Source organism: Isoptericola halotolerans (genome assembly GCF_003003075.1).
In the GTDB taxonomy this organism is placed as follows: Bacteria; Actinomycetota; Actinomycetes; order Actinomycetales; family Cellulomonadaceae; genus Isoptericola; species Isoptericola halotolerans_A.
Genome location: NZ_PVTX01000015.1, coordinates 18,231 through 38,942, shown reverse-complemented (window position 1 = coordinate 38,942; position 20,712 = coordinate 18,231). Strand labels below are relative to the sequence as shown.

Sequence of the window (20,712 nt, the reverse complement as noted above, 5' to 3'; positions counted from 1 at the left end):
CCTCCCTCCCGGCGGTCGAGCTGTCGGTCTGGACGTCCGGCAGAGGATCGAACGCTTGTTCGAACCTGGCTTCAGTACACGCTCCCGCACGGCGGGTGTCAACCGCACTGCTCAGCGCCCCGGCGAGGTTGCGACGGCGTCCGGTACCGGTCCATACCGCGCGGTCGGTATGCTGGCCGCACGAGTCTCTACCCTGAGGACACACGACGAGGAGGTCGTACCGTGCAGATCACCGGTGCCGTGCTGGAACGCTGCGGAGCACCCGCCCCCTGGGCCGACTCGCGCCCGCTCACCGTGGGGCCGCTCGAGCTCGACCCGCCCGGACCCGGCGAGCTCAGGGTCCGCATCGAAGCCGCCGGGTTGTGCCACTCCGACCTCTCCGTCGTCGACGGCAACCGCGTGCGCCCCACCCCGATGCTGCTCGGCCACGAGGCCGCCGGGATCGTCGAGGCCGTGGGCCCGGGCACCGACGCCCCGGCTGACGCAGGCATCGCCGTCGGCACCCGCGTCGTCATGACCTTCCTGCCGCGCTGCGGGCGGTGCGCGGAGTGCGCCACCGACGGCCGCCTGCCCTGCTCCGTGGGGTCCGCGGCCAACGTCGTCGGCGAGCTCGTCGGCGGTGTGCGCCGCCTGCACCGCGACGGCGCCGACGTGCACCATCACCTGGGCGTGAGCGCCTTCGCCACCCACGCCGTCGTGTCGGCCACGTCCGTGGTCCCCGTGCCCGACGACGTCCCCGCGGACGTCGCGGCGCTGCTCGGCTGCGCGGTGCTCACCGGTGGCGGCGCCGTGCTCAACGCGGGCCGGCCCGCCACGGGTGAGGCCGTCGCCGTCGTCGGGCTCGGGGGTGTCGGCATGGCCGCGCTCCTGGTGGCCGCGGCGCTCGGCCACGAGGTGATCGGCATCGACATGGTCCCCGCCAAGCTCGACCTCGCCCGCGAGCTGGGCGCCCGCGCCCTCACGCCGGCCGAGGCGCTCGACACCGGGGTGAGGGCCCCCGTCGTCGTCGAGGCCGCCGGGAACGCCCGCGCCTTCGAGACCGCCTACGCCCTGACCGCCCCCGGCGGCACCACCGTCACCGTCGGCCTGCCCGGCCCGGACGCCCGGGCGAGCATCTCCCCGCTGAGCCTGACCGCCGAGGCCCGCACCGTCGTCGGCTCCTACCTCGGCTCGGCCGTCCCGAGCCGCGACATCCCCCGCTACGTGGAACTCTGGCGAGCAGGACGACTGCCGCTGGAACGACTCGTCTCCGCCCGCATCGGGCTGGACGAGCTGCCCCGCGCGCTGGACCGCCTCGCCGCCGGCGAGGAGCTGCGCCAGCTGATCACCTTCGACGAGAGGACACCCGCATGACCAGCACCACCCCCCGCGTCGCCGTCGTCACCGGCGGTGCCCGCGGCATCGGCGCCGCGACCGCCGCCCGCCTCGCGGCCGACGGCCACGCCGTCGCCGTGCTCGACCTGCTCGAGGACGTCGCCGCCGAGACCGCCGCGAAGCTCACCGCGGACGGGCACCGCGCGATCGGCGTCGGCGTCGACGTGGCGGACGAGGACGCCGTCACCGCCGCCGTGGAACGCGTGGTCACCGAGCTCGGCGCCCCGACCATCCTGGTCAACAACGCCGGGATCCTGCGCGACAACCTGCTGTTCAAGATGTCCACCGACGACTGGGACGCCGTGCTCGGCGTCCACCTGCGCGGCGCCTTCCTGGTGACCCGCGCCGTGCAGAAGCACATGATCGACGCCGGCTGGGGTCGCATCGTCAACCTGTCCAGCACGTCGGCGCTCGGCAACCGGGGCCAGGCCAACTACGCCGCGGCCAAGGCGGGCATGCAGGGCTTCACCAAGACCCTCGCGATCGAGCTCGGCAAGTTCGGCGTCACCGCCAACGCGGTGGCCCCCGGCGTCATCGCGACGGACATGATCGCCGAGACCGCCGCGCGCGTCGGCGTCCCGCTGGAGGACTTCCTGGCGCACATGGCCAAGGAGGTGCCCGCCGGACGCGTCGGGCAGCCCGAGGACATCGCGGCCGCCGTGTCGTTCTTCTGCTCCGACGAGGCCGGCTTCACCAACGGCCAGGTGCTGTACGTCGCGGGAGGGCCGAAGGCATGACCGCGCAGAGCGTGAACGGCGTCATCCAGGTCGCGAACCCCGCGGCGCTCGCCGACGCCGTCGGGCAGCAGGCCACCGGCGAGTGGTTCACCATCGACCAGGACCGGATCGCCGCGTTCGCCGACGCGACCGAGGACCACCAGTGGATCCACCTGGACGCCGAGCGGGCGGCCGCGGGGCCGTTCGGCACGACGATCGCGCACGGCTTCCTGACGCTGTCGCTGCTCCCCCGCCTCACGGGCGAGCTGATCGAGGTCGGCGACGTCGCGATGGCCGTCAACTACGGGCTGGACAAGGTGCGGTTCCTCACCCCGGTGCCGGCCGGTGCCCGGATCCGTGCGACCACTGAGATCACGGGCGCGGAGCACACCGCCCAGGGCGTCCGGCTCGCCGCGACGGTCACGATCGAGATCGAGGGTGCCGGCAAGCCGGCGCTCGTGGCCGAGTCCCTGGCGCTGTACGTCCCCGAGCACTGAGCAGCGCGTCCTGCCCGGCCCGGAGCGGGTCGGGCAGGATGGCGTCATGACCACCGACGCTCCGCGCACCCGTCAGCAGCGCATCGCCGACACCCTGGCCATGCTCCGGAGCCCGGCCTGCGACGCCTGGGTGGCCTCGGCGTCGTCGGACGACGACGGCGCAGCGCAGCCGTACCTGGTCCCGCTGTCCCTGGTCTGGTGGCGCGAACGGGTGGTGCTCGCGCTGCCGGCATCGTCCCGCACGGCACGCAACGTCGCCGCGTCCCTCAGCACACGGCTCGCGCTCGGCCACACCCGCGACGTGGTGCTGGTCGACGCCGTCGTCGAGCAGACCGTCCCGGTGGCGGACGCGCAGGCCGACCTGGGCGAGAGGTACGCCGCTCAGGCGGACTGGGACCCGCGCACCGACCCGGACGGCTACGTCTACCTCGTCCTGCGGCCTGTGCGGATACAGGCGTGGCGCGAGGTGGACGAGATGCGCGGGCGGAACCTCATGCGCGACGGAGAGTGGGTCGAGTCCGGGCCGGAACTCTGATCGGCAGGAAGCAACCAGCTCGGCACGCATGCGTGCCGAGCTGGTTGCTTCCTGCCGAAGGGACGTGCGCCGTGCTGCCCGGGAGAGGGTCAGAGCCGCTCGAGCACCATGGCCATCCCCTGGCCGCCACCGACGCACATCGTCTCCAGGCCGTAGCGACCGCCGGTCGACTCCAGGCCGTTGAGCAGGGTGGTGGTGATGCGTGCCCCGGTCATGCCGAACGGGTGCCCGACGGCGATCGCCCCGCCGTGCACGTTGAGCCTGTCCTCGTCGATGCCCAGCTCGCGGGCCGACGGGATCACCTGGGCGGCGAACGCCTCGTTGATCTCCACCAGGTCCATGTCGTCGATCGTCAGACCCGCTCGGTCGAGGGCCTGCCGGCTCGCCTCGACGGGCCCGAGCCCCATGATCTCCGGGGACAGCCCGGTGACGCCGGTGGACACGATCCGGGCGATCGGCTGCAGGCCCAGCTCCTCGACCACACGGCCGGAGACGACGACGAGCGCGGCGGCACCGTCGTTGAGCGGGCAGGCGTTGCCCGCGGTCACGGTGCCGTCGGGCCGGAACACCGGGTCCAGCCCCGCGAGCTTCTCGACGGTGGTCCCGGGCCGCGGGCCGTCGTCGGCCGACACGACGGTGCCGTCCGGCAGCGTCACGGGGGTGATCTCGCGCGACCAGAAGCCGTCCGCGATCGCCCGCTCGGCCCGCTGCTGGGAGCGGGCGGCGAACTCGTCCTGCTCGGCGCGGCTGATGCCGTGCACGGAGGCGAGGTTCTCCGCCGTCTGCCCCATGGCGATGTAGGCGTCGGGCAGCTCACCGTCGGCGCGCGGGTCGGACCAGACGGGCGCTCCCCCGACGGCGCGCTTGGCCGTGCGCTCGGTGGCGCCGGCGAAGCGCGGGTTCTCCAGGTCCTGACCCTCGATGTAGTCCGACGAGCCCTTGACCATGCGGCTGACGGACTCGGCGCCCGCGGAGACGAAGACGTCGCCCTCGCCGGCCTTGATGGCGTGGAAGGCCATGCGGGTCGACTGCACACTGGACGAGCAGTAGCGGGTCACGGTGGTCCCGGGGACGGAGTCGAGCCCGAGGAGGACGGCGACGATCCGCCCCATGTTCATCCCCTGCTCGCCGCCGGGCAGGCCGCAGCCGAGGATGAGGTCGTCGATGCGGGCGGGGTCGAGCGCCGGCACCTTGTCCAGGGCGGCGCGCACCATCTGGGCGGCGAGGTCGTCGGCGCGCAGCTCGCGCAGCGACCCCTTGTACGCGCGCCCGATGGGAGAGCGCGCGGTGGCCACGATGTAGGCCTCGGTCATGATCTGGGTCCTCTCTCAGACGAGTTCGTGTCGCGCGAGTCTTCGGTTCACACGAAGGCCGCGTGGCCCGTGATCGAACGCCCGACGATGAGCTGGTTCATGTCCCGGGTGCCCTCGAACGTGTAGACGGCCTCGGCGTCGGCGAAGTAGCGCGCGACCCCGGTGTCGAGGGTGATGCCGTTGCCACCGCAGACCTCGCGGGCCAGGGCGACGGTCTCGCGCATCCGGGTGGTGACGAACGCCTTGGCCAGCGCGGCGTGCTGGTCGCGCTGGGTGCCCTCGTCCTGCATCTGCGCGAGGCGGACGCACATCGCGATGCTGGCGGTGATGTTCCCGAGCCCGGTGGCGAGCTTGTCCTGGACCAGCTGGTAGGACGCGATCGGGTTCCCGAACTGCTCGCGCTCCTTGGTGTACGTCACGGCGGCCTCGTAGGCGCCGATCATGGTGCCGAGCGCCTGCCACGAGACGCCGTCGCGGGTCACGCGCAGCACGTTGGCCAGGTCCTTGAAGCTGTTGATGCCCTGGAGCCGGTCGGACTCGGCGATCTCGACGTTCTCGAGCGTGATGTCTGCGTTCTGCACGATGCGCAGCGACTGCTTGCGCTCGATCTTCGTGGCGGTGAAGCCGGGCGTGCCCTTGCGGACCATGAAGCCCTTGACCTGGTCGTCGGCCGTGTCCTTGGCCCAGATGACGACGACGTCCGCGAACGTCGCGTTGCCGATCCAGCGCTTGGCGCCGTCGAGCACCCAGGTGTCGCCGTGCCGCGTGGCGGTGGTGCGCAGGCCACGGGCCGTGTCGGACCCGGACAGCGGCTCGGTGAGACCGAAGGCACCGATGAGGTCGCCGCGCGCCATGGGCGGGAGCCACGCGGCCCGCTGCTCCGGCGAACCGCCCAGACCGATCGAGCTCATCGCCAGCCCGCTGGAGACGCCGATGAAGGTGCAGAAGGAGGAGTCCACCCGCGCGAGCTCCATGCCGACCCAGCCGCGGAACACCGCGGAGTTCTCGAACTGCCTGGTCTCGGACCAGGCAGCGCCGACCGAGCCGAGCTCGGCGAAGGGCTTGAACAGGTGGACCGGGCACTCGGCGCGGTCCCAGTAGTCGTCGGCGAGGGGGCGCACCTCGCGCTCCATGAAGTCGCGGACGCGGCCGACGGCTTCCTGCTCCACGGGGGTCAGGAGGTCCTGGAAACCGTAGAAGTCGGCGTCCAGCACCTCGGGTACCGCAAGAGCAGCGGCGGCGTGGGTCTGCGGGGTGGTGGCCGGGGTGGTGAGAGTCATGGTGCTCCGATCGTCGTCGATCCGTGGCGTCAGTGTGCATCATTCTGCGAGATGTTGCACCCGTCGCGCAACATCCGGCTAGGCTGCTCCGCATGCTCTCCCCGTCGAGCGACATCGCCACCGTGGGCCTGCGGGCCGCGCCGACCCGGCTGTCCGCACGGCTCGTGCCCGGCGTCCACCCCGACGCCCTGCGCGCCTTCGAGCAGGCACGTGAGACCTTCGTCTCAGGTCACCGCATCGACATGGGCGGCCTCGCGACCGAGCTCGGCGTGGACCGCACGTCCGTCTTCCGCTGGGTCGGCAACCGCGACGCCCTGCTGTCGGAGGTCCTCTGGTCGCTCGCCGTGCCGACGCTCGTGCAGGCCGAGCGGGCGGCGTCGGAGCCCGGGCCCGACGGCGCCGCACCGGCCGGCGCGGCGTACCTGGCCGCCCTGCTCAGCCATTTCGCCACCGACCTCATCGAGGCGGACTACTTCCGCACGTTCCTGAGCCGCGAGCCCGCCCGAGCGCTGCGTCTCCTGACGACGTCGGCGAGCCCCATCCAGCAGCGCTACGTCGCCACCGTCGAGCAGCTCGTGCGCGAGCACCTCGGCGAGCGGCCGTTCGACGGCGCCATCGACCGGCACGCGCTCGCCTACCTGCTGGTCCGCGTCTCGGAGTCCTTCACCTACGCCGACCTCATCGCCGGCGAGCCGCCCAGCACCGACGCCGCGCGCTCCGCCTTCCGCCACCTGCTGCGCGCCTGAGCGCACCCGTTCGAGAGCACCGAGAGGACCGCCATGCCCCGCGCCCGTCATCCGTTCCCGCTGCGCTGGAACGACAACGACCAGTACGGCCACGTCAACAACACCGTGTACTACCAGGCCATGGACACCGCCGTGAACACGTGGATGATCCGCGAGGCAGGGCTCGACCCGGCCGGGGCCGTGCGGGGCTACTGCGTGGCGTCGTCGTGCGAGTTCCGCGCCCCCGTCTCCTACCCGGACGACGACCTCGAGGTCGCCATCGGCGTCGAACGACTCGGCACCACCAGCATCACGTGGGACCTGCCCATCCTGCGTTCCGGCGACGAGAAGCCGGTCGCCGAGGGCCGGTTCACGCACGTGTTCGTCGACGCCGCCACGCAGCGGCCGGTGCCGGTCCCGGCGTCGATCCGTTCCGCCGTCGAGCAGCAGCTGCTCACCCCGGCAGCGTGACCCTCAGGAGCCGTCCCACCACCGCAGCAGCAGCTCGCCGGTCAGGGTGAGCCACCGCGAGGGGCGACCCGCCGCGACGTCCACCTCGAACCACACCTCGCCCGCGTGCCGCCGCTCCCGGACCCACCGGCCGTCGTCGCGCCGCGCTGCCCGGACCACCTCGACCGCCTCGGCGAGGCGCTCGTCCGGCGCGACGCCGTCGTGCAGCGCGGCACGCCGGAAGTAGTCGGCGGCGCGCAGGGCGCTGTAGTGCCCGCGGAACGGGTACTCGAACCGGAGCGTCCACGGGCCGATCGGTTCGCCGGTCGACAACCGGCGGAGCAGCCTCCGCGCCAGCAGGTACTCCTCGCCGGTCCGGCGCGCCTCACGCGCCTCCGCGTCACCGCCCACGATCTGCTCGTAGTCGAGCAGCCCCGTGAGCACGTTCAGCGTGGAGACGAACGACGAGACCGTCGCACCCTCGACCCACTCGCAGTTCCAGCCACCGTCGCGCATCCGGCCGTCGACCAGACGGCCGAGGATCTTGGTCACGTCCACCCCGAGCCAGGCGCCGTTGGCGAGCGTGAAGGCGTTGATGCAGCAGTCGACCTCACCGTCCCAGTAGGGCAGGTCGTCGTACTCCCAGCGACAGTGCCGCGCGAGCAGCCCCGGCGTGCCGTTGGCCTGCAGGACGGCGGCGTCGAGACCCCACTCGCGCAACGCGTTGAGGGACCAGGTCGTGGCCGTCCACGGCTGGGGCGGGTCGACCTCGGCGCGTTGCACCTCGAAGTACGCCTGCCCGCCGGGGAAGAAGGCGCCACCGGCCCACCGGCCGTCGTCGTCCTGGTGGGCCAGCAGCCGCGCACCGAACCCCTCCGTGGCGACCCGCGCCCGCGTCGCCCGCCACGTCTCCGCGGGGAGCCCGAGCAGGTCGCGTTCCACCTGCCACCGCAGCGCGGGGTCGGAGTCCAGCAGCCACTGCGTGGGCACGCTCACCCGGCGATCGTACGGCGCCGTCACACCGTGTGCGCCAGCAGCGCGGGCAGCAGCCGGTCCCACGTCTGCGGCGGCGGCACCTGGTGCCCCGTCCGGTGCAGCACGAGCAACCGGGCGCCGGGGATCTCGGCGGCCAGCCGCGCTCCGTGCCCGGGGAACAGCGGGTCCCGGTCGCCGTGCACCACGAGCGTCGGGACCCGGATCTCGCTCAGGGCGCCCCGGACCGGCGACCCCGACGCCACCACCGCATGGTTCGCGGCCGCCGCGGGGACGGCGCTCCTGCCGACGGCACGGCGCGCGATCGCACGCGTCCGGGCCTCGTCGAAGTGGCCGCCGCCGGTGAGCAGCCGGTCCGCACGGACGGACGCCTCGGTCGCCGCGGCCTCCCCCGGGCCCGTTGCCGACCCGTCCCACAGGCCCGACAGCTCAGGCGCGGGGCCCGGCAGCGCCGTGTCGTCTCGACGGTCGAGCGCCGGCGAGGTGGACATCACGGTGAGCGACGCGACGCGGTCGGGGTGCTCGACCGCCATTTCCTGGGCGATGCCGCCGCCCATCGAGAGCCCGACCAGATGGGCCCGGTCGACGTCCAGGTCGTCCAGGATCACGAGCGGGTCCTCGAGAAGGTCCCGCGCCGTGTACGCGGGCTCGCCGGCCACCCCCGTCGTCGATCGTCCGGTGTCGCGGTGGTCGTACCGGACGACGCGCCGCCCGCCCTCGGACAGCGCGACGCAGAGGTCCGCCGGCCACCAGTCCATCGACGCCCCGAGCCCCCCGACGAGCAGCACCGTCGGCCACGCCGGGTCACCCAGCGCCTGGTAGCACAGGCGCACGCCGTCGCGCTCCGCGAACAGCTCCGGTCCGAGCGCCTCGCCGTCGGCCGCGCGGGTGTCGCCCGGACCGTCATCGGTCTCGGTGGTCATGCGCCTCTCCCCTCCTCGGACGGACGTCGTGTGGACCGCGTCAGTGCCCCGGACTCATCGGATGCCGTCGACGCGACCGCGGGACACCGTCCACGGGCGGCCGGTTCGGCGACATACCGACCACGCGGTATGCTGCGGTCACGCCCGGCGCCGACGCCGGGTCCGATCGAGAGATGGGGTCATCGATGACCGACGTGCCCGGCCTGGACCGAGCGGGCCTGTCAGCCTGGTTGACGCGCGAGCACCCGGAGCTGGCTCCCCAGCCGGACTCCTCCCTGACCGTCGAGGTCATCGCCGGAGGCCGCAGCAACCTGACGTATCGCGTCGACGGCGCGTCCCTGCCGCTCGTGCTGCGCCGCCCCCCGTTGGGTCACGTGCTGTCGAGCGCGCACGACATGCGCCGCGAGCACCGCGTGATCTCCGCCCTGGGAGCCAGCGACGTCCCCGTCCCGGCGACCGTCGACGTCGTGGACGACACCGCCCGCGGCGAGGTCACGGGGACGACCTTCTTCGTCATGGAACGTGTCGAAGGCGCGGTGCTGTCCCGGCCCGAGCAGAACGCCGGCTTCACCGCAGCGGGTCTGCACCGCCTCGGCCTCACCCTCGCCCGGACGCTCGCGGACCTGCACCGTGTGGAACCCGCCGAGGTCGGGCTGGCCGACTTCGGCCGGCCCGACGGATACCTCCACCGCCAGCTCACCACCTGGCGGCGCCAGTACGACGCGTCGCGGTCGCGCGATCTCCCCGCCCTGGACGAGCTGCAGGAACGGCTCACGACCCGCGTCCCCGACTCGGGGCGGACCGGGATCGTGCACGGCGACTACCGCCTGGACAACGCCCTCGTCGGCGGCACACCGGACCGCCCGACGATCGCCGCGGTGCTCGACTGGGAGATGGCCACCCTCGGCGACCCGCTCGTCGACCTGGGGCTGCTCGGCCTCTACTGGGACATCCGCTCGCTCTCCGCCGGAGCCGTGGCCGCGAGCGCCGTCGTCCCCGACGTCGGCTACCCGACCTTCGACGAGCTCGTGGACGCCTACGCGGCCCGCACCGGGACCACGCCACCCGACCTGTGGTGGTACCGGGCGTTCGCCGCCTACAAGCTCGCGGTGATCCTCGAGGGGATCCACTACCGCTACCGCGCCGGCGAGACCGTCGGCGAAGGGTTCGACACCATCGGCGACCTCGTCGCCCCGCTCGCCGCCGACGGCCTGGCCCGTGCGGCGGCCCGACCCAGGAGCACCTGAGATGGACTTCTCTCCCGATCCTCGCACCGCAGCGCTGACCGAGCAGGTGAGGACGTTCGTGCACGACCACGTCCTGCCGGCGGAGCCGGTCCTGGACGCCCAGCTGGCGGCGAGCCCCGACGAGTGGACGTTCCGGCCCGTCGTCGACGAGCTGCGTGCCACGGCCCGCGCCGAGGGGCTGTGGAACCTGTTCCTGCCCTCCGAACGCGGCGCCGGGCTCAGCAACCTCCAGTACGCGCCGCTCGCCGAGCTCACCGGCTGGAGCACCCGGCTCGCACCGGTGGCGTTCAACTGCGCCGCGCCGGACACCGGCAACATGGAGCTGCTGACGGAGTTCGGCACGCCGGCGCAGCAGGAGCGCTGGCTCACCCCGCTGCTCGAGGCCGACATCCGCTCCGCATTCTGCATGACCGAGCCCGACGTCGCGTCCTCGGACGCCTCGCAGATCGGCACCCGGATCCGTCGCGAGGGCGACGAGTACGTGATCAGCGGCCGCAAGTGGTGGTCCACGGGCGCCATGAGCCCCGACTGCCGGCTGCTCATCGTGATGGGCAAGACCGACCCGGAAGCCTCGCGCCACCGGCAGCAGTCCATGATCCTGGTCCCGCGCGACACAGCCGGGGTGCGGATCGTGCGGCCGCTCACGGTCTTCGGCTACGACGACCGCGACCACGGCGGGCACGCCGAGATCGTGTTCGACGACGTCCGCGTGCCCGCGGAGAACCTGCTCGGTGCCGAGGGCGGCGGATTCGCGATGGCCCAGGCGCGCCTCGGTCCGGGACGCATCCACCACTGCATGCGGGCTCTCGGCACGGCCGAGCGAGCGGTGGCACTCGCCGCGGAGCGCGCACGGACCCGGTCCACGTTCGGTGTCCCGCTGTCCGAGCAGGGCGTGGTGCGACAGTGGGTCGCGGAGGCCCGCGTCGAGCTCGAGGCGCTGCGCCTGCTGGTGCTCAAGACCGCGTGGCTGATGGACACCGTCGGGAACCGGGAGGCGATGACGGAGATCCAGTCGATCAAGATCGCGGTGCCGCGGGCGGTCCAGCAGATCCTGGACCGCGTCATCCAGATCTTCGGTGCGGCAGGCCTCTCCGCGGACCAGCCGTTGGCGGAGATGTTCGCCGGTGCCCGCGCGCTGCGCATCGCCGACGGCCCCGACGAGGTCCACCTGGCGTCGCTGGGCAGGGCACAGCTGCGCGCCTGAGTCCCCTGCCCCACGACGGCGGCCCGCCTCCCTCGAGGGAGGCGGGCCGCCGTCGTGCTCGGGCGGGGTCGGGCAGGCTGGTCAGGTCACTCCACCGGGATGCCGTCGCCCTCGAGCGCCACCTGCTCCGGCTCGACCGCCGTCACGGTCTCGCCCTCGAGACGGTAGGTCGACCCGACGAAGTCCTGCACGCCGCCGTCGACCAGGGTGATGCCGGCGGCGTCGTAGCCCGCGTGGTTCTCGGCGGAGTACGTCAGCGGCACGATCCCGTTGCCGACCAGCTCGCCGGACTCGAGCACCTCGACCAGGGCCTCCCGGGTCGGGTCCTCGCCGGCCTTGGCCAGCGCCTCGGTGAAGGCGTACCCGACGCCCATGCCGAACACGGTGTTGCCGTCGAACGACGCGCCGTCGTTGTACTCCTCGTTGATCTGCCGGAAGAGCTCGACCCACTCGCTGTCCGGGCTGAACGGCAGGTAGTTCACCGACACGAAGCCCTGGAGGAGCTGCGGAGCGACGTCCTCGCCGAGGAACCCGACGAGGGTCGGGTAGTCGCCTCCGGCCGAGGACGCCATCCAGGTGGGCATGAATCCCATCTGCGCGGCGGTCCCGACGGCCAGCGCGGAGAACCCGTTCACCGTGGCCAGCATGACCACCTCGCACCCGGCCGCCTGGAGCGCGCCGATCTGGGCGGTGACGTCCTGGTTGGAGGTCTCGTACGTCTCGTAGGCGCCCAGGCCGTCGGCGCCGAGGACGATCTCCGCACCGGCGCGCAGCGTCTCGCCGTAGTCGTCGTCCTGACCCAGCATGCAGACCTTCTCGCCCGGGTGCTCGTCGCTCGCGTACTGGGCGAGCGCCGACCCCTCGACGAGGTAGTCCGCGTTGAAGCCGAAGGTGTACGGGTAGCTCTCCGGGTCGTTCCACGCGGTCGAGCCGGAGGAGACGAACAGGTCCGGCACCTCGTTCTGGTTGAGGAAGTCCAGCACCGACGAGTGCGTCGGGGTGCCCAACCCGTTGAGCACGGCGAAGACGTCGTCCTGCTGGACGAGCTCGCGCACCACCGTCTGGGTGTTCGCCGGGTTGTAGCCGTCGTCCTTGACGAGGTACTCGATGGTGCGGCCGTGGACGCCACCGTTGGCGTTGACGTAGTCGAAGTACGCGCTGGTGGCGGCGGAGATCGAGGAGTACCCGGCGGCTGCCGGTCCGGTCAACGGCTGATGGGTGCCGACGGTGACGGTGTCCTCGGAGACGCCGGGCGTCGCCTCGTCGGCGCCGCCGCAGGCGGACAGACCGAGACCGACGGCGACGGCGCCGGTGGCGGCGACGACGGTACGCACGAGGGTGCGTGGTGTGCTGTGAGTGGTCCGCATGGGAGTCACCTCTCTGTGAGCGATTGCGGGACGTGCTGGTCGGACCGCCGGCGGAGCCGGGCGGACAGGGAACCGAGGCGCCCGGCGAAGGCGTGCGACAACCCGCCGGGCCAGACGACGGTGACGAGGATGAGGAGCGCTCCGAAGACGAGGACCACGAGGTTCCCCGAGAGTCGTTGCTCGACGTCGGCGGGCAGGCCCACCGACGTCGTGAGGGTGTCGATGAGCCACGGCAGCAGGACCACCAGGACCGAACCCACGGCGGCTCCCCCGATGCTGCCCAGCCCGCCGACGACCACGGCCACGAGCAGCAGGAGCGAGAAGGCCAGGTCGTAGCCGCCGGGGCTGACGTTCTGGGTGACGATCGCGAGCACCGCGCCCCCGAGCCCGGCCGAGAGCGCACCGGCGACGAAGGCGTGGGACTTGACCCGGCCGGGCGAGATGCCGGCCAGGCGCGCGGCGACCTCGTCACCGTGGACGGCCCGCATGCGCAGGCCCGCCCTCCCCGAGCGCAGGACGGCCAGCGGGGTGACCGCGACGGCGGCGACGAGGATCGCGATCCACGCGTGCCACTGCTCGGTGCTGAACAGCACGGGGGCGAGCCAGTCCGGGACCGGCTCGAAGGGGACGTTCCGGCCCTGGTCACCACCCAGACCCGGGACCTGCGAGGTGAACGCGGGCAACGCGATGACGAGTGCCAGGGTGAGTCCCGCCAGGTAGGGCCCCCGCAGCCGGGCTCCGGCGAGCCCGAGGAGACCGCCGACTGCTCCGGCGACGACGACGGCTCCGACGATCCCGAGCGCGAAGCGCAGCATCCCGCTGAGGTCTACCTCGACGGCGAACCCTGCGGCCAGCGCATAGCCGTAGCCGCCGCACGCCATCAGCACGGCGTGCCCGAGGGAGAGCTGCCCGGTGAGCCCGACCAGCAGGGTGAGCCCGGCCGTCGCGCAGAACACCGCGGCGACGACGGCGAGCTGGTAGTTCCGGTAGGAGTCGAGCAGGAACGTCGCGGCGAGCGCGAGCACGGTCAGCGCGAGCGCCCGCAGCACGATCCCGCGGGTCCGAGAGCTGATGGTGGCGGTCATGCGGTCCGCGCCTCCTTGGCTGCGAAGATGCCGCCCGGCCGCACGAGCAGGACGACGGTGAGCAGGACGAGCACCGCGATCGGCGCGAGACCTGCGCCGAGGAACCCGGTGACCAGGCTGATGAGGATGCCGACGACCACTCCGCCGACGAGCGCACCGCTGGGCGAGTCCAGCCCGCCGAGCACCGCCACCGTGAAGGCGTGGACGAACAGGATGTCCGCACTGTGCGCGTTCAGGCCGAGCTCGGTGGGCACGAGCAGCAGCACCGCGAGCGCCGCGACGGCGGACGACAGCATCCAGCCGAGGGTGATCATCCGCGGCACCCGGACGCCCAGCAGCCGAGACACCTCGGGGGCCATCGCGGACGCCCGCATCTGCAGCCCGAGCGTGGTCCCGTTGAACAGCACGGCCAGGACGGCCACCACGCCGAGGGCCACGAGCAGGATGAACAGGTCGTAGGGCGAGAGCACGGCCACCCCGCCGACGGAGAACGGCTGCTCGCTGAAGGGCGCGGCCATCGGGCGGTGCTTCGGCCCGAAGGCGATGCTGATGGCCGACTGCAGGACCATCACCAGGCCGATCGCCACGATCATGCCGGGTAGCGGCGTGGTACTGGGCACGAGCCGGATCAGCCAGCGTTCGACGGCGGCCCCGACGGCGGCTCCGGTGACCAGGGCGGCAGCGAGCCCGAGCCAGAACGAGCCGGTGGCCTGCGTCACGGCGAACGCCACGTAGACCGCGACGATCGCCATGGCCGCCTGGGCGAAGTTCACGATGCGGGCGGCGCGCCAGATGATCACCAGCGACAGGGCGAAGAGAGCGATGACCAGGCCGCGGGCGAGGCCCGTGGCGAGGAGGAAGGCGAGACGATCCATCAGAACCCCAGGTAGGCGTGCCGGAGGGCAGGGTCGGCGGCGATCTCGGCGGCCGGAGCGTCGGCGACGATCTCCCCCAGGCCGAGCACGACGCCGCGGTCGGCGATCGAGAGTGCGCTGGTGACGTTCTGCTCGGCGAGCAGCACCGTCAGCCCGGTGCGCTCCGCGGTGTCCCGCAGGATCGCGAACAGCTGGGCGACGACGCGTGGCGCGAGGCCGAGCGACGGTTCGTCGAGGAGCAGCACCCGTGGACGGGCGACGAGCGCCCGCGCCAGGGCGAGCATCTGACGCTCACCACCGGAGAGCTGGTGACCCATGCTGCGCCGTCGGCGCGCGAGCGGCTCGAAGGCCTCGTACACCTCGGCCACGGCGGCGCGGCGCGCGGACCGGCCCGGGATCTTCCAGAGCGCACCGAGGTGCAGGTTCTCCTCGACCGTGAGCTCGGACACGACGCTGCGCCCCTCGGGGACCTGGGCCAGGCCTCGCCGGACCCGGTCCTCGACGCTGAGCCCCGACAGGTCCTGCCCGTCCAGGCTGATCCGCCCGGAGCGAGGCCGCACCAGGCCGGAGACCGTGCGCAGCAGCGTCGTCTTGCCGGCTCCGTTGGCGCCCAGGAGCGCCACCACGGCGCCGTGGGGCACGTCGAGGCGCATGCCGTCGATGACAGGGGCGCCGGCGTAGCCGACGGTGAGGCCCTCGATCGCGAGCATCGTCCGGGTCGTCGTGGTCGCGGGAGTCTCGGTCGGGGTGGTCACGCCGCAGCCTCCAGTCCGAGGTAGGCCGCCTCGACGGCCGGGTCGGCACGGACCTCGTCCGGCGTCCCGCAGGCGACGACGCGGCCGAAGTCGAGCACGACGACCCGGTCGGCGACGTCCATGACGAAGTCCACGTGATGCTCCACGAGCAGCACCGAGCAGCCGTCCGCGGAGAGGCCGCGGACGATCCCGGCGAGGTCGGCGATGTCCTCCGCACCCAGTCCGCCGGCCGGCTCGTCCAGGAGCAGCAGCCGCGGCCCGGTGACGAGGGCCCTCGCGAGCGCGACCCGCTTGCGCTCCGGGTACGGCAGGGCGTCGACCGGGGTCCCCGCCTCGGCAGACAGGCCGAGGCGTTCGAGCACGGCCGGCGCCGCGTCCGGTACGGCGGTCGAAATCGCCGGACCCACCAGCGGGACGAGCACGTTCTCCAGGACCGTCATCCCGGCGAACAGGCCGAGCCCCTGCAGCGTCCGCGAGACCCCGCGGGCCGGCAGCCCGGTCGGCGCTGTGGGTGCGGGCCGGCCGTCGATGCGGACGGTGCCGGCACGGGGCCGGACCAAGGAGCAGACGGCGTTGAACACCGTCGTCTTGCCGGCCCCGTTGGGACCGATGAGCGCCACCGTCTCGGCGTCGCCCACGGTGAAGCTGACGTCGTCGAGCGCGGTGAGACCACCGAACGTGACAGTGAGCCCGTCGACCTGGAGTCGCGGTGTGTTGCTGGACATCGGCACCTCTTCGTGTCGGATGCGTCACACCCTAGCGTATAAACCGACTGGACGGTATGTCATTTTGACGGTTGTTGCACGGCTGTGACACAGATGGTTCAGGAAGGCCTTCGACGCAGGTCACGAGGCCGGACGGTCAGTGGCTCAGAGGTGCCCCACGCCGTTGATCATGCCGCCGTCGACCACGATCTCCGCACCGGTCACGTAGGCGGACCCCTCGCCGGCCAGGTACAGGACCGTGCCGGTCAGGTCTTCGGGGCGGCCCCCGCGGCGCAGCGGGATCGGCAGGCCGGACGGATCGATCTTCGCCGTCATCTCCGTGTCGATGAATCCCGGGTGCACCGAGTTGACGCGGATGCCGTCCGCGCCGAGCTCGACGGCCAACGACTTCGTCAGCCCGCGCACCCCGAACTTCGAGGCCACGTAACCGTGCAAGTGGGTGCTGCCGCGCATGCCCTCGACGGACGAGACGTTGATGATCGAGCCGCGGCCCGCCGTCTTCATCGCCGGCACGACCGCCCGGCAGCCGAGGTAGGTCCCGGTCAGGTTCACCGCGATGACGGCGTCCCACTTGGTGCGCGGGTAGTGCTCGATCGGGCCGGCGTTGGCGATCCCGGCGTTGTTCACCAGCACGTCCACACCACCCCATGCCGCGACCGTGTCGTCGACGACCCGGGTCCAGCCCGCCTCGTCGGTGACGTCGAGGTGGGCGAACCGGGCGCGGTCTCCCAGCTCGTGGGCGAGCGCGGACCCGTCCGCCTCCAGCAGGTCGGCGACGAGCACGCGCGCGCCGGCGTCGTGCAGGGCACGGACGTAGGCGGCGCCGATCCCCCGGGCTCCCCCGGTGACGATCGCGACGCGGTCGGTGAGGTCAGTGGTCACGGTGCTCCTTCGCACGGAGAGGATCCTCGGTCCAGCCAGGGTCGGGCGGGTCAGTCGGCGACGCGCACGACCAGGCGCCCGGTCGTGGTCCCCTCGGCGAGCCGTCGGACCGCGTCCGGGGCCCGGTCGAACGGGACGACGTCGGCCACCACGGGCTCGAGCGCGCCCGCGTCGGCGAGCTGCGTCAGCTCGACGTGCGCCGCGTCGACGAGGGCGGGGTCGCGCTGCTGGTAGAGCGCCCAGTGCAGCCCCAGCACGCCGTAGTTCTTCACCAGCGCATGGTTGGCCCGGACCGGTGCGACCTCACCGCTGGCGAAACCGACGACGACGATCCGGCCCTCGAACGCGATGCACCGGGTCGACGCCTCGAACGAAGGCCCGCCCACGGGGTCGAACACCACGTCGGCCCCGGCACCGCCGGTCAGCTCCTTGACCTGGGCGGCGAGGCCGTCCGAGCGGATCAGCACGTGCTTGGCGCCGGCCGCCCGGGCGACGTCGGCCTTGGCCTCGCTGCCCACGACCCCGATCACCGTGGCACCTGCCGCCGCGCCGAGCTGGCAGGCGGCGGTGCCGACCCCGCCGGCGGCGGCGTGGACGAGCAGCGTCTCGCCCGCGGCGAGCGCCGCACGGCGGTGCAGCCCGAACCAGGCCGTCTGGTAGGCGATGGTCAGCGCCGCGGCCCGGGCGTCGTCGAGCGAGCCCGGCGCCGGGTGGCACGACGCGGCCGGCAGCACGGCGTACTCGGAGAGCACGCCGATCGCCGAACCCACCACGCGCTGGCCGACGGCGACGCGCCCGAGACCGTCGACTCCCTCGCCGAGCGCGACGACGTCGCCGCACAGCTCGATGCCGGGCACGAACGGCAGCTCCGGCCGCACCTGGTAGGTGCCGCGCGCGAGCAGGACGTCCGGGAAGTTCACCGCCACGGCACGGGTGCGCACGAGCACCTCCCCCGGCCCGGGCTCGGGGCGGTCGACCTCGTCGAGGCTCATGACCTCGGTCGGCTCGCCGTTGCGGGTGACGCGCCAGGCGCGCATGGTCTCGGTCATCCGTCCTCCACGGTGATGCTGCGCAGGAAGAGGTCGGTCAGCTGGTTCGCGACCTCTGTCTTGGTCTCGGGCCCCGACGGCGAGTACCAGTACGACAGGTAGTGCACGTCGGAAAAGAAGTGGGCGATGAGCACCGTGCGCGGCACGTCCGTCCGCAGGGCTCCCTCGGCCTGCCCCTGGGCGACGAGCGCGGCGAACTCGTCGTGGTACTCCCGCCGCCGCTGGGTGACCTCCTTGCGCCGGGGCTCCGTGAGCATGTGCATGCTCCGGAAGAACACCGTGCCCTCGGGCAGCAGGTCGATGGACGTCTCGACGACGTCGACGCACACCGCGCGCAGGACGTCCGTCGTGGTGCCCCCTGCCGCGACGATCTCCTCGAGCCGGCGCTTCTGCAGCGACAGCATGCGGTCGTAGATCGCGAAGAGCAGGTCGTCCTTGGACTGGAAGTAGTGGTACATGGCGCCCTTGGTGACGCCGGCGGCCTCGACGATCTGCTGGACGCTCGTGGTCGCGTAGCCCTGGGTGGCGAAGAGGTCGAGGGCTGCCTGCAGGACCGAGTCGGCGACGTGGGTGGTCTTCATGGGTCCATCCTTCACCCGACGGGCACGATGGACGCGCCACCGTCGATCCGGAGTGTCTGGCCGGTGATCCAGCCGGCATCGTCGGACAACAGGAACGCGATCGGGCCGGCGACGTCGTCGGGCACGCCCAGCCGTCCCAGCGGGTAGCCGGCCGCGACGGCGTCCTCCTTGCCCTCGTAGAGGGCTCGGGACAGGTGCGTCTTGACCACCGCCGGCGCGACGGCGTTCACGCGCAGCCGGGGCGCCAGCTCCTGGGCGAGCTGGCCGGTGAGGTTGATCAGCGCGGCCTTCGACACCCCGTAGAAGGCGATGTTCGGGCTCGTGGAGGTGCCGGAGATCGAGGCGGTGTTGACGATCGACGACCGCAGGCCCGCGGCGACGGCGTCACGCGTCCACTCCAGGGCGGCCACCACGTTGACGTCGATGATCTTGCGGACCACCGACGGCTCGACCTCGAGCACCGGTCCCCAGGCGGGGTTGATGCCCGCGTTGTTGACCAGGTGGTCGAGGCGCCCGTACCGCTCAGCCACGTGCGCGAAGACCTCCTCCCGGTGGGCGTTGTCGTCGACCTTGCCGGCGACGGCGGACGCGTTGTCGGGGCCGAGCGCGGCCACGGCTTCGTCGAGCGCCTCCGGCTTGCGGCCGGTGAGCACGACGTGACCGCCCTCGGCCACGAGCCGGTGCGCCACCGCCAGTCCGATGCCGCGGCTCGCGCCCGTGACGAGCGTGACCCTTCCTGCGAACCTGCGCACTGCGCCACCTCTCGAACGTCGTCGTCCACGCCGCCTCGCCACGTCGCGAGCGGTACGCGCCAGCCGTACCGGCCAGTCGGTTTGTGCGCCTGACGCTACCACGCACCACCGCTGCCAGGCACCCACCGCGGAACTCGCTGCCACACCCGGGACGTCGTCTCAGGCGGCGACGTTGCCGTCAGCCGCGGTCCGCACCACAGTGGTGGCATGGACTTCACCCGCCCCGTACCCCCGGACCCGTACTCGCTGCTGCCCGTCCCGGCCACGTTCGACCTGACGAGCCCCGACGTCGCGCCCGGCGAACCGATGTCGGCCGACCTCGCGGTCGACGGCGGCAACACCTCGCCCGAGCTGTCCTGGTCAGGCTTCCCCGCGGCCACGCGGTCGTTCGTGGTGAGCTGCTTCGACCCGGACGCGCCGACACCGTCGGGCTACTGGCACTGGCACGTGCTCGACCTGGCCGCCTCGGTGACCTCCTTGCCTCGCGGAGCGGGCGCGGCCGACGGCTCGGGTCTGCCCGACGGCGCGTTCCAGCTCACGTCCGACGGCGGCGCGCAGGGCTTCGAGGGCGCCGGTCCCCCGCCCGGGGACCACGCGCACCGCTATGTCTTCGCCGTGCACGCCCTCGACGTGGAATCCCTGGGGCTGACGCCCGAGAACACGAACGTCCACGCCGCGTTCAACGTCTACTTCCACACGCTCGCGCGCGCGACCCTCACCGGCACGTACCAGCGGTGAACGCGACGGCACAGCACCTGCCCGCCGTCGGCGACCTCGACTGGGTGCGGGCCCTCGACCACACCGACCTGCTCGCACCCTCCGTCGGCGCCGCCCTGCGCACCTGGTCCGCGACGGAGCCTCGGGTGCGCACCGAGGTCGCGGTGGCCGCGATCGACCCCGACCACGCCGACACCGCGACGCTGAACACGGTGCACGGGCTGCCGCCGGAGATCTCGGCCAACTGCGTCGTGGTCGCCGGTCGCCGTGGCGACGTCGAGCGTGTCGCGGCCTGCGTCGTCCCCGCCACGACCCGCGCCGACGTCAACACCCGGGTCCGCAAGCTCCTCGACGCGCGCAAGGCGTCGTTCCTGTCGGCGGACCGGGCCACCGCAGAGTCCGGCATGGAGTACGGCGGCATCACGCCGCTCGGCCTCCCGGAACCGTGGCGAGTGCTGGTGGACGAGCGGTTCGCCGCCCCGGGGACGCTCGCCCTCATGGGTTCCGGGCTGCGGCGCTCGAAGCTGCTGCTGCCCGGCGACCTGCTCTGCACCGCGCCGCGCGCCGAGGTCGTCGCCGACCTCGGGGTCGTGCCGGCCGTCGGCTGACCGGGCACGTCGAGGAGTCGCCGACGGGCCCCTGATCCGCACATCCGCACACCCGGAGG

Annotated in this window: 23 protein-coding genes; 10 read left to right on the top strand and 13 right to left on the bottom strand. The window is 72.8% G+C overall.

Features of this window, described 5'->3' with window-relative positions; translation table 11 throughout:
* Positions 1-222 precede the first annotated feature (222 nt).
* The 4 genes from BCL65_RS17080 to BCL65_RS17065 are packed head-to-tail and all read left to right on the top strand — an operon-like array spanning position 223 to position 3,122.
* Positions 223-1,353: a zinc-binding dehydrogenase gene (locus tag BCL65_RS17080; protein WP_106269719.1), complete on the top strand. Its 1,131-nt coding sequence runs from the start codon at positions 223-225 to the stop codon at positions 1,351-1,353.
* A complete protein-coding gene (gene fabG / locus BCL65_RS17075) occupies positions 1,350-2,111 on the top strand; it encodes a 3-oxoacyl-ACP reductase FabG (protein WP_106269718.1) in 762 nt (253 codons plus the stop codon). Before BCL65_RS17080 ends, fabG begins: the two co-directional genes overlap by 4 nt.
* Positions 2,108-2,587, top strand: a complete 480-nt coding sequence (locus tag BCL65_RS17070) for a MaoC family dehydratase (protein WP_106269717.1) — start codon at positions 2,108-2,110, stop codon at positions 2,585-2,587. The genes fabG and BCL65_RS17070 overlap by 4 nt, the downstream gene beginning before the upstream one ends.
* Positions 2,588-2,633: 46 nt before the next feature.
* Entirely contained in the window at positions 2,634-3,122 is a 489-nt protein-coding gene (locus tag BCL65_RS17065) for a hypothetical protein (protein WP_106269716.1), read from the top strand.
* 89 nt (positions 3,123-3,211) lie between these two features.
* Here the strand turns inward: BCL65_RS17065 and BCL65_RS17060 are convergent, their stop codons facing one another.
* Together BCL65_RS17060 and BCL65_RS17055 are read right to left on the bottom strand one after the other, a co-directional pair.
* Positions 3,212-4,435: an acetyl-CoA C-acetyltransferase gene (locus tag BCL65_RS17060; RefSeq protein ID WP_106269715.1), complete on the bottom strand. Its 1,224-nt coding sequence runs from the start codon at positions 4,433-4,435 to the stop codon at positions 3,212-3,214.
* A 47-nt stretch (positions 4,436-4,482) separates the two neighbouring features.
* Positions 4,483-5,715 carry an acyl-CoA dehydrogenase family protein gene (locus BCL65_RS17055; protein WP_106269714.1) on the bottom strand — a complete coding sequence of 411 codons (1,233 nt, stop codon included), beginning with the start codon at positions 5,713-5,715 and terminating at the stop codon, positions 4,483-4,485.
* A 92-nt stretch (positions 5,716-5,807) separates the two neighbouring features.
* On the opposite strand from BCL65_RS17055, the gene BCL65_RS17050 reads away from it, so the two are divergent.
* Both BCL65_RS17050 and BCL65_RS17045 read left to right on the top strand, forming a co-directional pair.
* A complete protein-coding gene (locus tag BCL65_RS17050) occupies positions 5,808-6,461 on the top strand; it encodes a QsdR family transcriptional regulator (protein ID WP_106269713.1) in 654 nt (217 codons plus the stop codon).
* A 33-nt stretch (positions 6,462-6,494) separates the two neighbouring features.
* The gene (locus tag BCL65_RS17045; RefSeq protein ID WP_106269712.1) at positions 6,495-6,911 is read left to right on the top strand and encodes an acyl-CoA thioesterase; all 417 of its coding nucleotides are present in this window, start codon (positions 6,495-6,497) and stop codon (positions 6,909-6,911) included.
* 3 nt (positions 6,912-6,914) lie between these two features.
* On the opposite strand, the gene BCL65_RS17040 is transcribed toward BCL65_RS17045, so the two are convergent.
* Together BCL65_RS17040 and BCL65_RS17035 are read right to left on the bottom strand one after the other, a co-directional pair.
* Positions 6,915-7,886 (bottom strand): squalene cyclase, encoded by a 972-nt coding sequence (locus tag BCL65_RS17040; RefSeq protein WP_165800066.1) that lies wholly within the window; start codon positions 7,884-7,886, stop codon positions 6,915-6,917.
* A gap of 20 nt (positions 7,887-7,906) precedes the next feature.
* A complete protein-coding gene (locus BCL65_RS17035) occupies positions 7,907-8,806 on the bottom strand; it encodes an alpha/beta fold hydrolase (RefSeq protein WP_106269711.1) in 900 nt (299 codons plus the stop codon).
* Positions 8,807-8,991: 185 nt separating this feature from the next.
* Between BCL65_RS17035 and BCL65_RS17030 the strand changes: the two genes are divergently transcribed.
* Both BCL65_RS17030 and BCL65_RS17025 read left to right on the top strand, forming a co-directional pair.
* On the top strand, positions 8,992-10,053 hold the full coding sequence (locus BCL65_RS17030) for a phosphotransferase family protein (RefSeq protein ID WP_106269710.1): 1,062 nt from the start codon (positions 8,992-8,994) through the stop codon (positions 10,051-10,053).
* A 1-nt stretch (position 10,054) separates the two neighbouring features.
* Positions 10,055-11,257: an acyl-CoA dehydrogenase family protein gene (locus BCL65_RS17025; RefSeq protein ID WP_106269709.1), complete on the top strand. Its 1,203-nt coding sequence runs from the start codon at positions 10,055-10,057 to the stop codon at positions 11,255-11,257.
* 86 nt (positions 11,258-11,343) lie between these two features.
* Here BCL65_RS17025 and BCL65_RS17020 read toward each other — a convergent pair whose 3' ends face one another.
* The 9 genes from BCL65_RS17020 to BCL65_RS16980 form a co-directional block, all read right to left on the bottom strand.
* A complete protein-coding gene (locus tag BCL65_RS17020; RefSeq protein ID WP_106269708.1) occupies positions 11,344-12,624 on the bottom strand; it encodes an ABC transporter substrate-binding protein in 1,281 nt (426 codons plus the stop codon).
* A gap of 5 nt (positions 12,625-12,629) precedes the next feature.
* Positions 12,630-13,709 carry a branched-chain amino acid ABC transporter permease gene (locus BCL65_RS17015; protein ID WP_106269707.1) on the bottom strand — a complete coding sequence of 360 codons (1,080 nt, stop codon included), beginning with the start codon at positions 13,707-13,709 and terminating at the stop codon, positions 12,630-12,632.
* Entirely contained in the window at positions 13,706-14,584 is an 879-nt protein-coding gene (locus tag BCL65_RS17010; protein WP_106269706.1) for a branched-chain amino acid ABC transporter permease, read from the bottom strand. The genes BCL65_RS17015 and BCL65_RS17010 overlap by 4 nt, the downstream gene beginning before the upstream one ends.
* The gene (locus BCL65_RS17005) at positions 14,584-15,339 is read right to left on the bottom strand and encodes an ABC transporter ATP-binding protein (protein WP_243401153.1); all 756 of its coding nucleotides are present in this window, start codon (positions 15,337-15,339) and stop codon (positions 14,584-14,586) included. Before BCL65_RS17005 ends, BCL65_RS17010 begins: the two co-directional genes overlap by 1 nt.
* Positions 15,336-16,064: an ABC transporter ATP-binding protein gene (locus BCL65_RS17000; RefSeq protein ID WP_106269705.1), complete on the bottom strand. Its 729-nt coding sequence runs from the start codon at positions 16,062-16,064 to the stop codon at positions 15,336-15,338. Before BCL65_RS17000 ends, BCL65_RS17005 begins: the two co-directional genes overlap by 4 nt.
* 144 nt (positions 16,065-16,208) lie before the next feature.
* Complete coding sequence (locus BCL65_RS16995) at positions 16,209-16,946, bottom strand: glucose 1-dehydrogenase (RefSeq protein ID WP_106269704.1); 738 nt, start codon at positions 16,944-16,946, stop codon at positions 16,209-16,211.
* Between the two features lie 50 nt (positions 16,947-16,996).
* Positions 16,997-17,995 carry an NADPH:quinone oxidoreductase family protein gene (locus tag BCL65_RS16990; protein WP_243401154.1) on the bottom strand — a complete coding sequence of 333 codons (999 nt, stop codon included), beginning with the start codon at positions 17,993-17,995 and terminating at the stop codon, positions 16,997-16,999.
* Positions 17,992-18,576, bottom strand: coding sequence for a TetR/AcrR family transcriptional regulator (locus tag BCL65_RS16985; RefSeq protein WP_106269703.1), 585 nt, complete (start codon positions 18,574-18,576; stop codon positions 17,992-17,994). The genes BCL65_RS16990 and BCL65_RS16985 overlap by 4 nt, the downstream gene beginning before the upstream one ends.
* A gap of 11 nt (positions 18,577-18,587) precedes the next feature.
* The gene (locus tag BCL65_RS16980) at positions 18,588-19,328 is read right to left on the bottom strand and encodes an SDR family oxidoreductase (protein WP_106269702.1); all 741 of its coding nucleotides are present in this window, start codon (positions 19,326-19,328) and stop codon (positions 18,588-18,590) included.
* A 207-nt stretch (positions 19,329-19,535) separates the two neighbouring features.
* Between BCL65_RS16980 and BCL65_RS16975 the strand changes: the two genes are divergently transcribed.
* Both BCL65_RS16975 and BCL65_RS16970 read left to right on the top strand, forming a co-directional pair.
* Positions 19,536-20,066: a YbhB/YbcL family Raf kinase inhibitor-like protein gene (locus tag BCL65_RS16975; RefSeq protein WP_106269701.1), complete on the top strand. Its 531-nt coding sequence runs from the start codon at positions 19,536-19,538 to the stop codon at positions 20,064-20,066.
* Positions 20,063-20,653, top strand: coding sequence for a YbaK/EbsC family protein (locus BCL65_RS16970; protein WP_243401155.1), 591 nt, complete (start codon positions 20,063-20,065; stop codon positions 20,651-20,653). Before BCL65_RS16975 ends, BCL65_RS16970 begins: the two co-directional genes overlap by 4 nt.
* Positions 20,654-20,712: the final 59 nt, after the last annotated feature.

Excerpts from the sequence above, each read along its gene's own strand:
- fabG (WP_106269718.1), top strand. The coding sequence starts at position 1,350 with ATGACCAGCACCACCCCCCGCGTCGCCGTCGTCACCGGCGGTGCCCGC.
- BCL65_RS17070 (WP_106269717.1), top strand. The coding sequence starts at position 2,108 with ATGACCGCGCAGAGCGTGAACGGCGTCATCCAGGTCGCGAACCCCGCG.
- BCL65_RS17065 (WP_106269716.1), top strand. The coding sequence starts at position 2,634 with ATGACCACCGACGCTCCGCGCACCCGTCAGCAGCGCATCGCCGACACC.
- BCL65_RS17060 (WP_106269715.1), bottom strand. The coding sequence starts at position 4,435 with ATGACCGAGGCCTACATCGTGGCCACCGCGCGCTCTCCCATCGGGCGC.
- BCL65_RS17055 (WP_106269714.1), bottom strand. The coding sequence starts at position 5,715 with ATGACTCTCACCACCCCGGCCACCACCCCGCAGACCCACGCCGCCGCT.
- BCL65_RS17050 (WP_106269713.1), top strand. The coding sequence starts at position 5,808 with ATGCTCTCCCCGTCGAGCGACATCGCCACCGTGGGCCTGCGGGCCGCG.
- BCL65_RS17045 (WP_106269712.1), top strand. The coding sequence starts at position 6,495 with ATGCCCCGCGCCCGTCATCCGTTCCCGCTGCGCTGGAACGACAACGAC.
- BCL65_RS17035 (WP_106269711.1), bottom strand. The coding sequence starts at position 8,806 with ATGACCACCGAGACCGATGACGGTCCGGGCGACACCCGCGCGGCCGAC.
- BCL65_RS17030 (WP_106269710.1), top strand. The coding sequence starts at position 8,992 with ATGACCGACGTGCCCGGCCTGGACCGAGCGGGCCTGTCAGCCTGGTTG.
- BCL65_RS17025 (WP_106269709.1), top strand. The coding sequence starts at position 10,055 with ATGGACTTCTCTCCCGATCCTCGCACCGCAGCGCTGACCGAGCAGGTG.
- BCL65_RS17020 (WP_106269708.1), bottom strand. The coding sequence starts at position 12,624 with ATGCGGACCACTCACAGCACACCACGCACCCTCGTGCGTACCGTCGTC.
- BCL65_RS17015 (WP_106269707.1), bottom strand. The coding sequence starts at position 13,709 with ATGACCGCCACCATCAGCTCTCGGACCCGCGGGATCGTGCTGCGGGCG.
- BCL65_RS17010 (WP_106269706.1), bottom strand. The coding sequence starts at position 14,584 with ATGGATCGTCTCGCCTTCCTCCTCGCCACGGGCCTCGCCCGCGGCCTG.
- BCL65_RS17000 (WP_106269705.1), bottom strand. The coding sequence starts at position 16,064 with ATGTCCAGCAACACACCGCGACTCCAGGTCGACGGGCTCACTGTCACG.
- BCL65_RS16990 (WP_243401154.1), bottom strand. The coding sequence starts at position 17,995 with ATGACCGAGACCATGCGCGCCTGGCGCGTCACCCGCAACGGCGAGCCG.
- BCL65_RS16985 (WP_106269703.1), bottom strand. The coding sequence starts at position 18,576 with ATGAAGACCACCCACGTCGCCGACTCGGTCCTGCAGGCAGCCCTCGAC.
- BCL65_RS16975 (WP_106269701.1), top strand. The coding sequence starts at position 19,536 with ATGGACTTCACCCGCCCCGTACCCCCGGACCCGTACTCGCTGCTGCCC.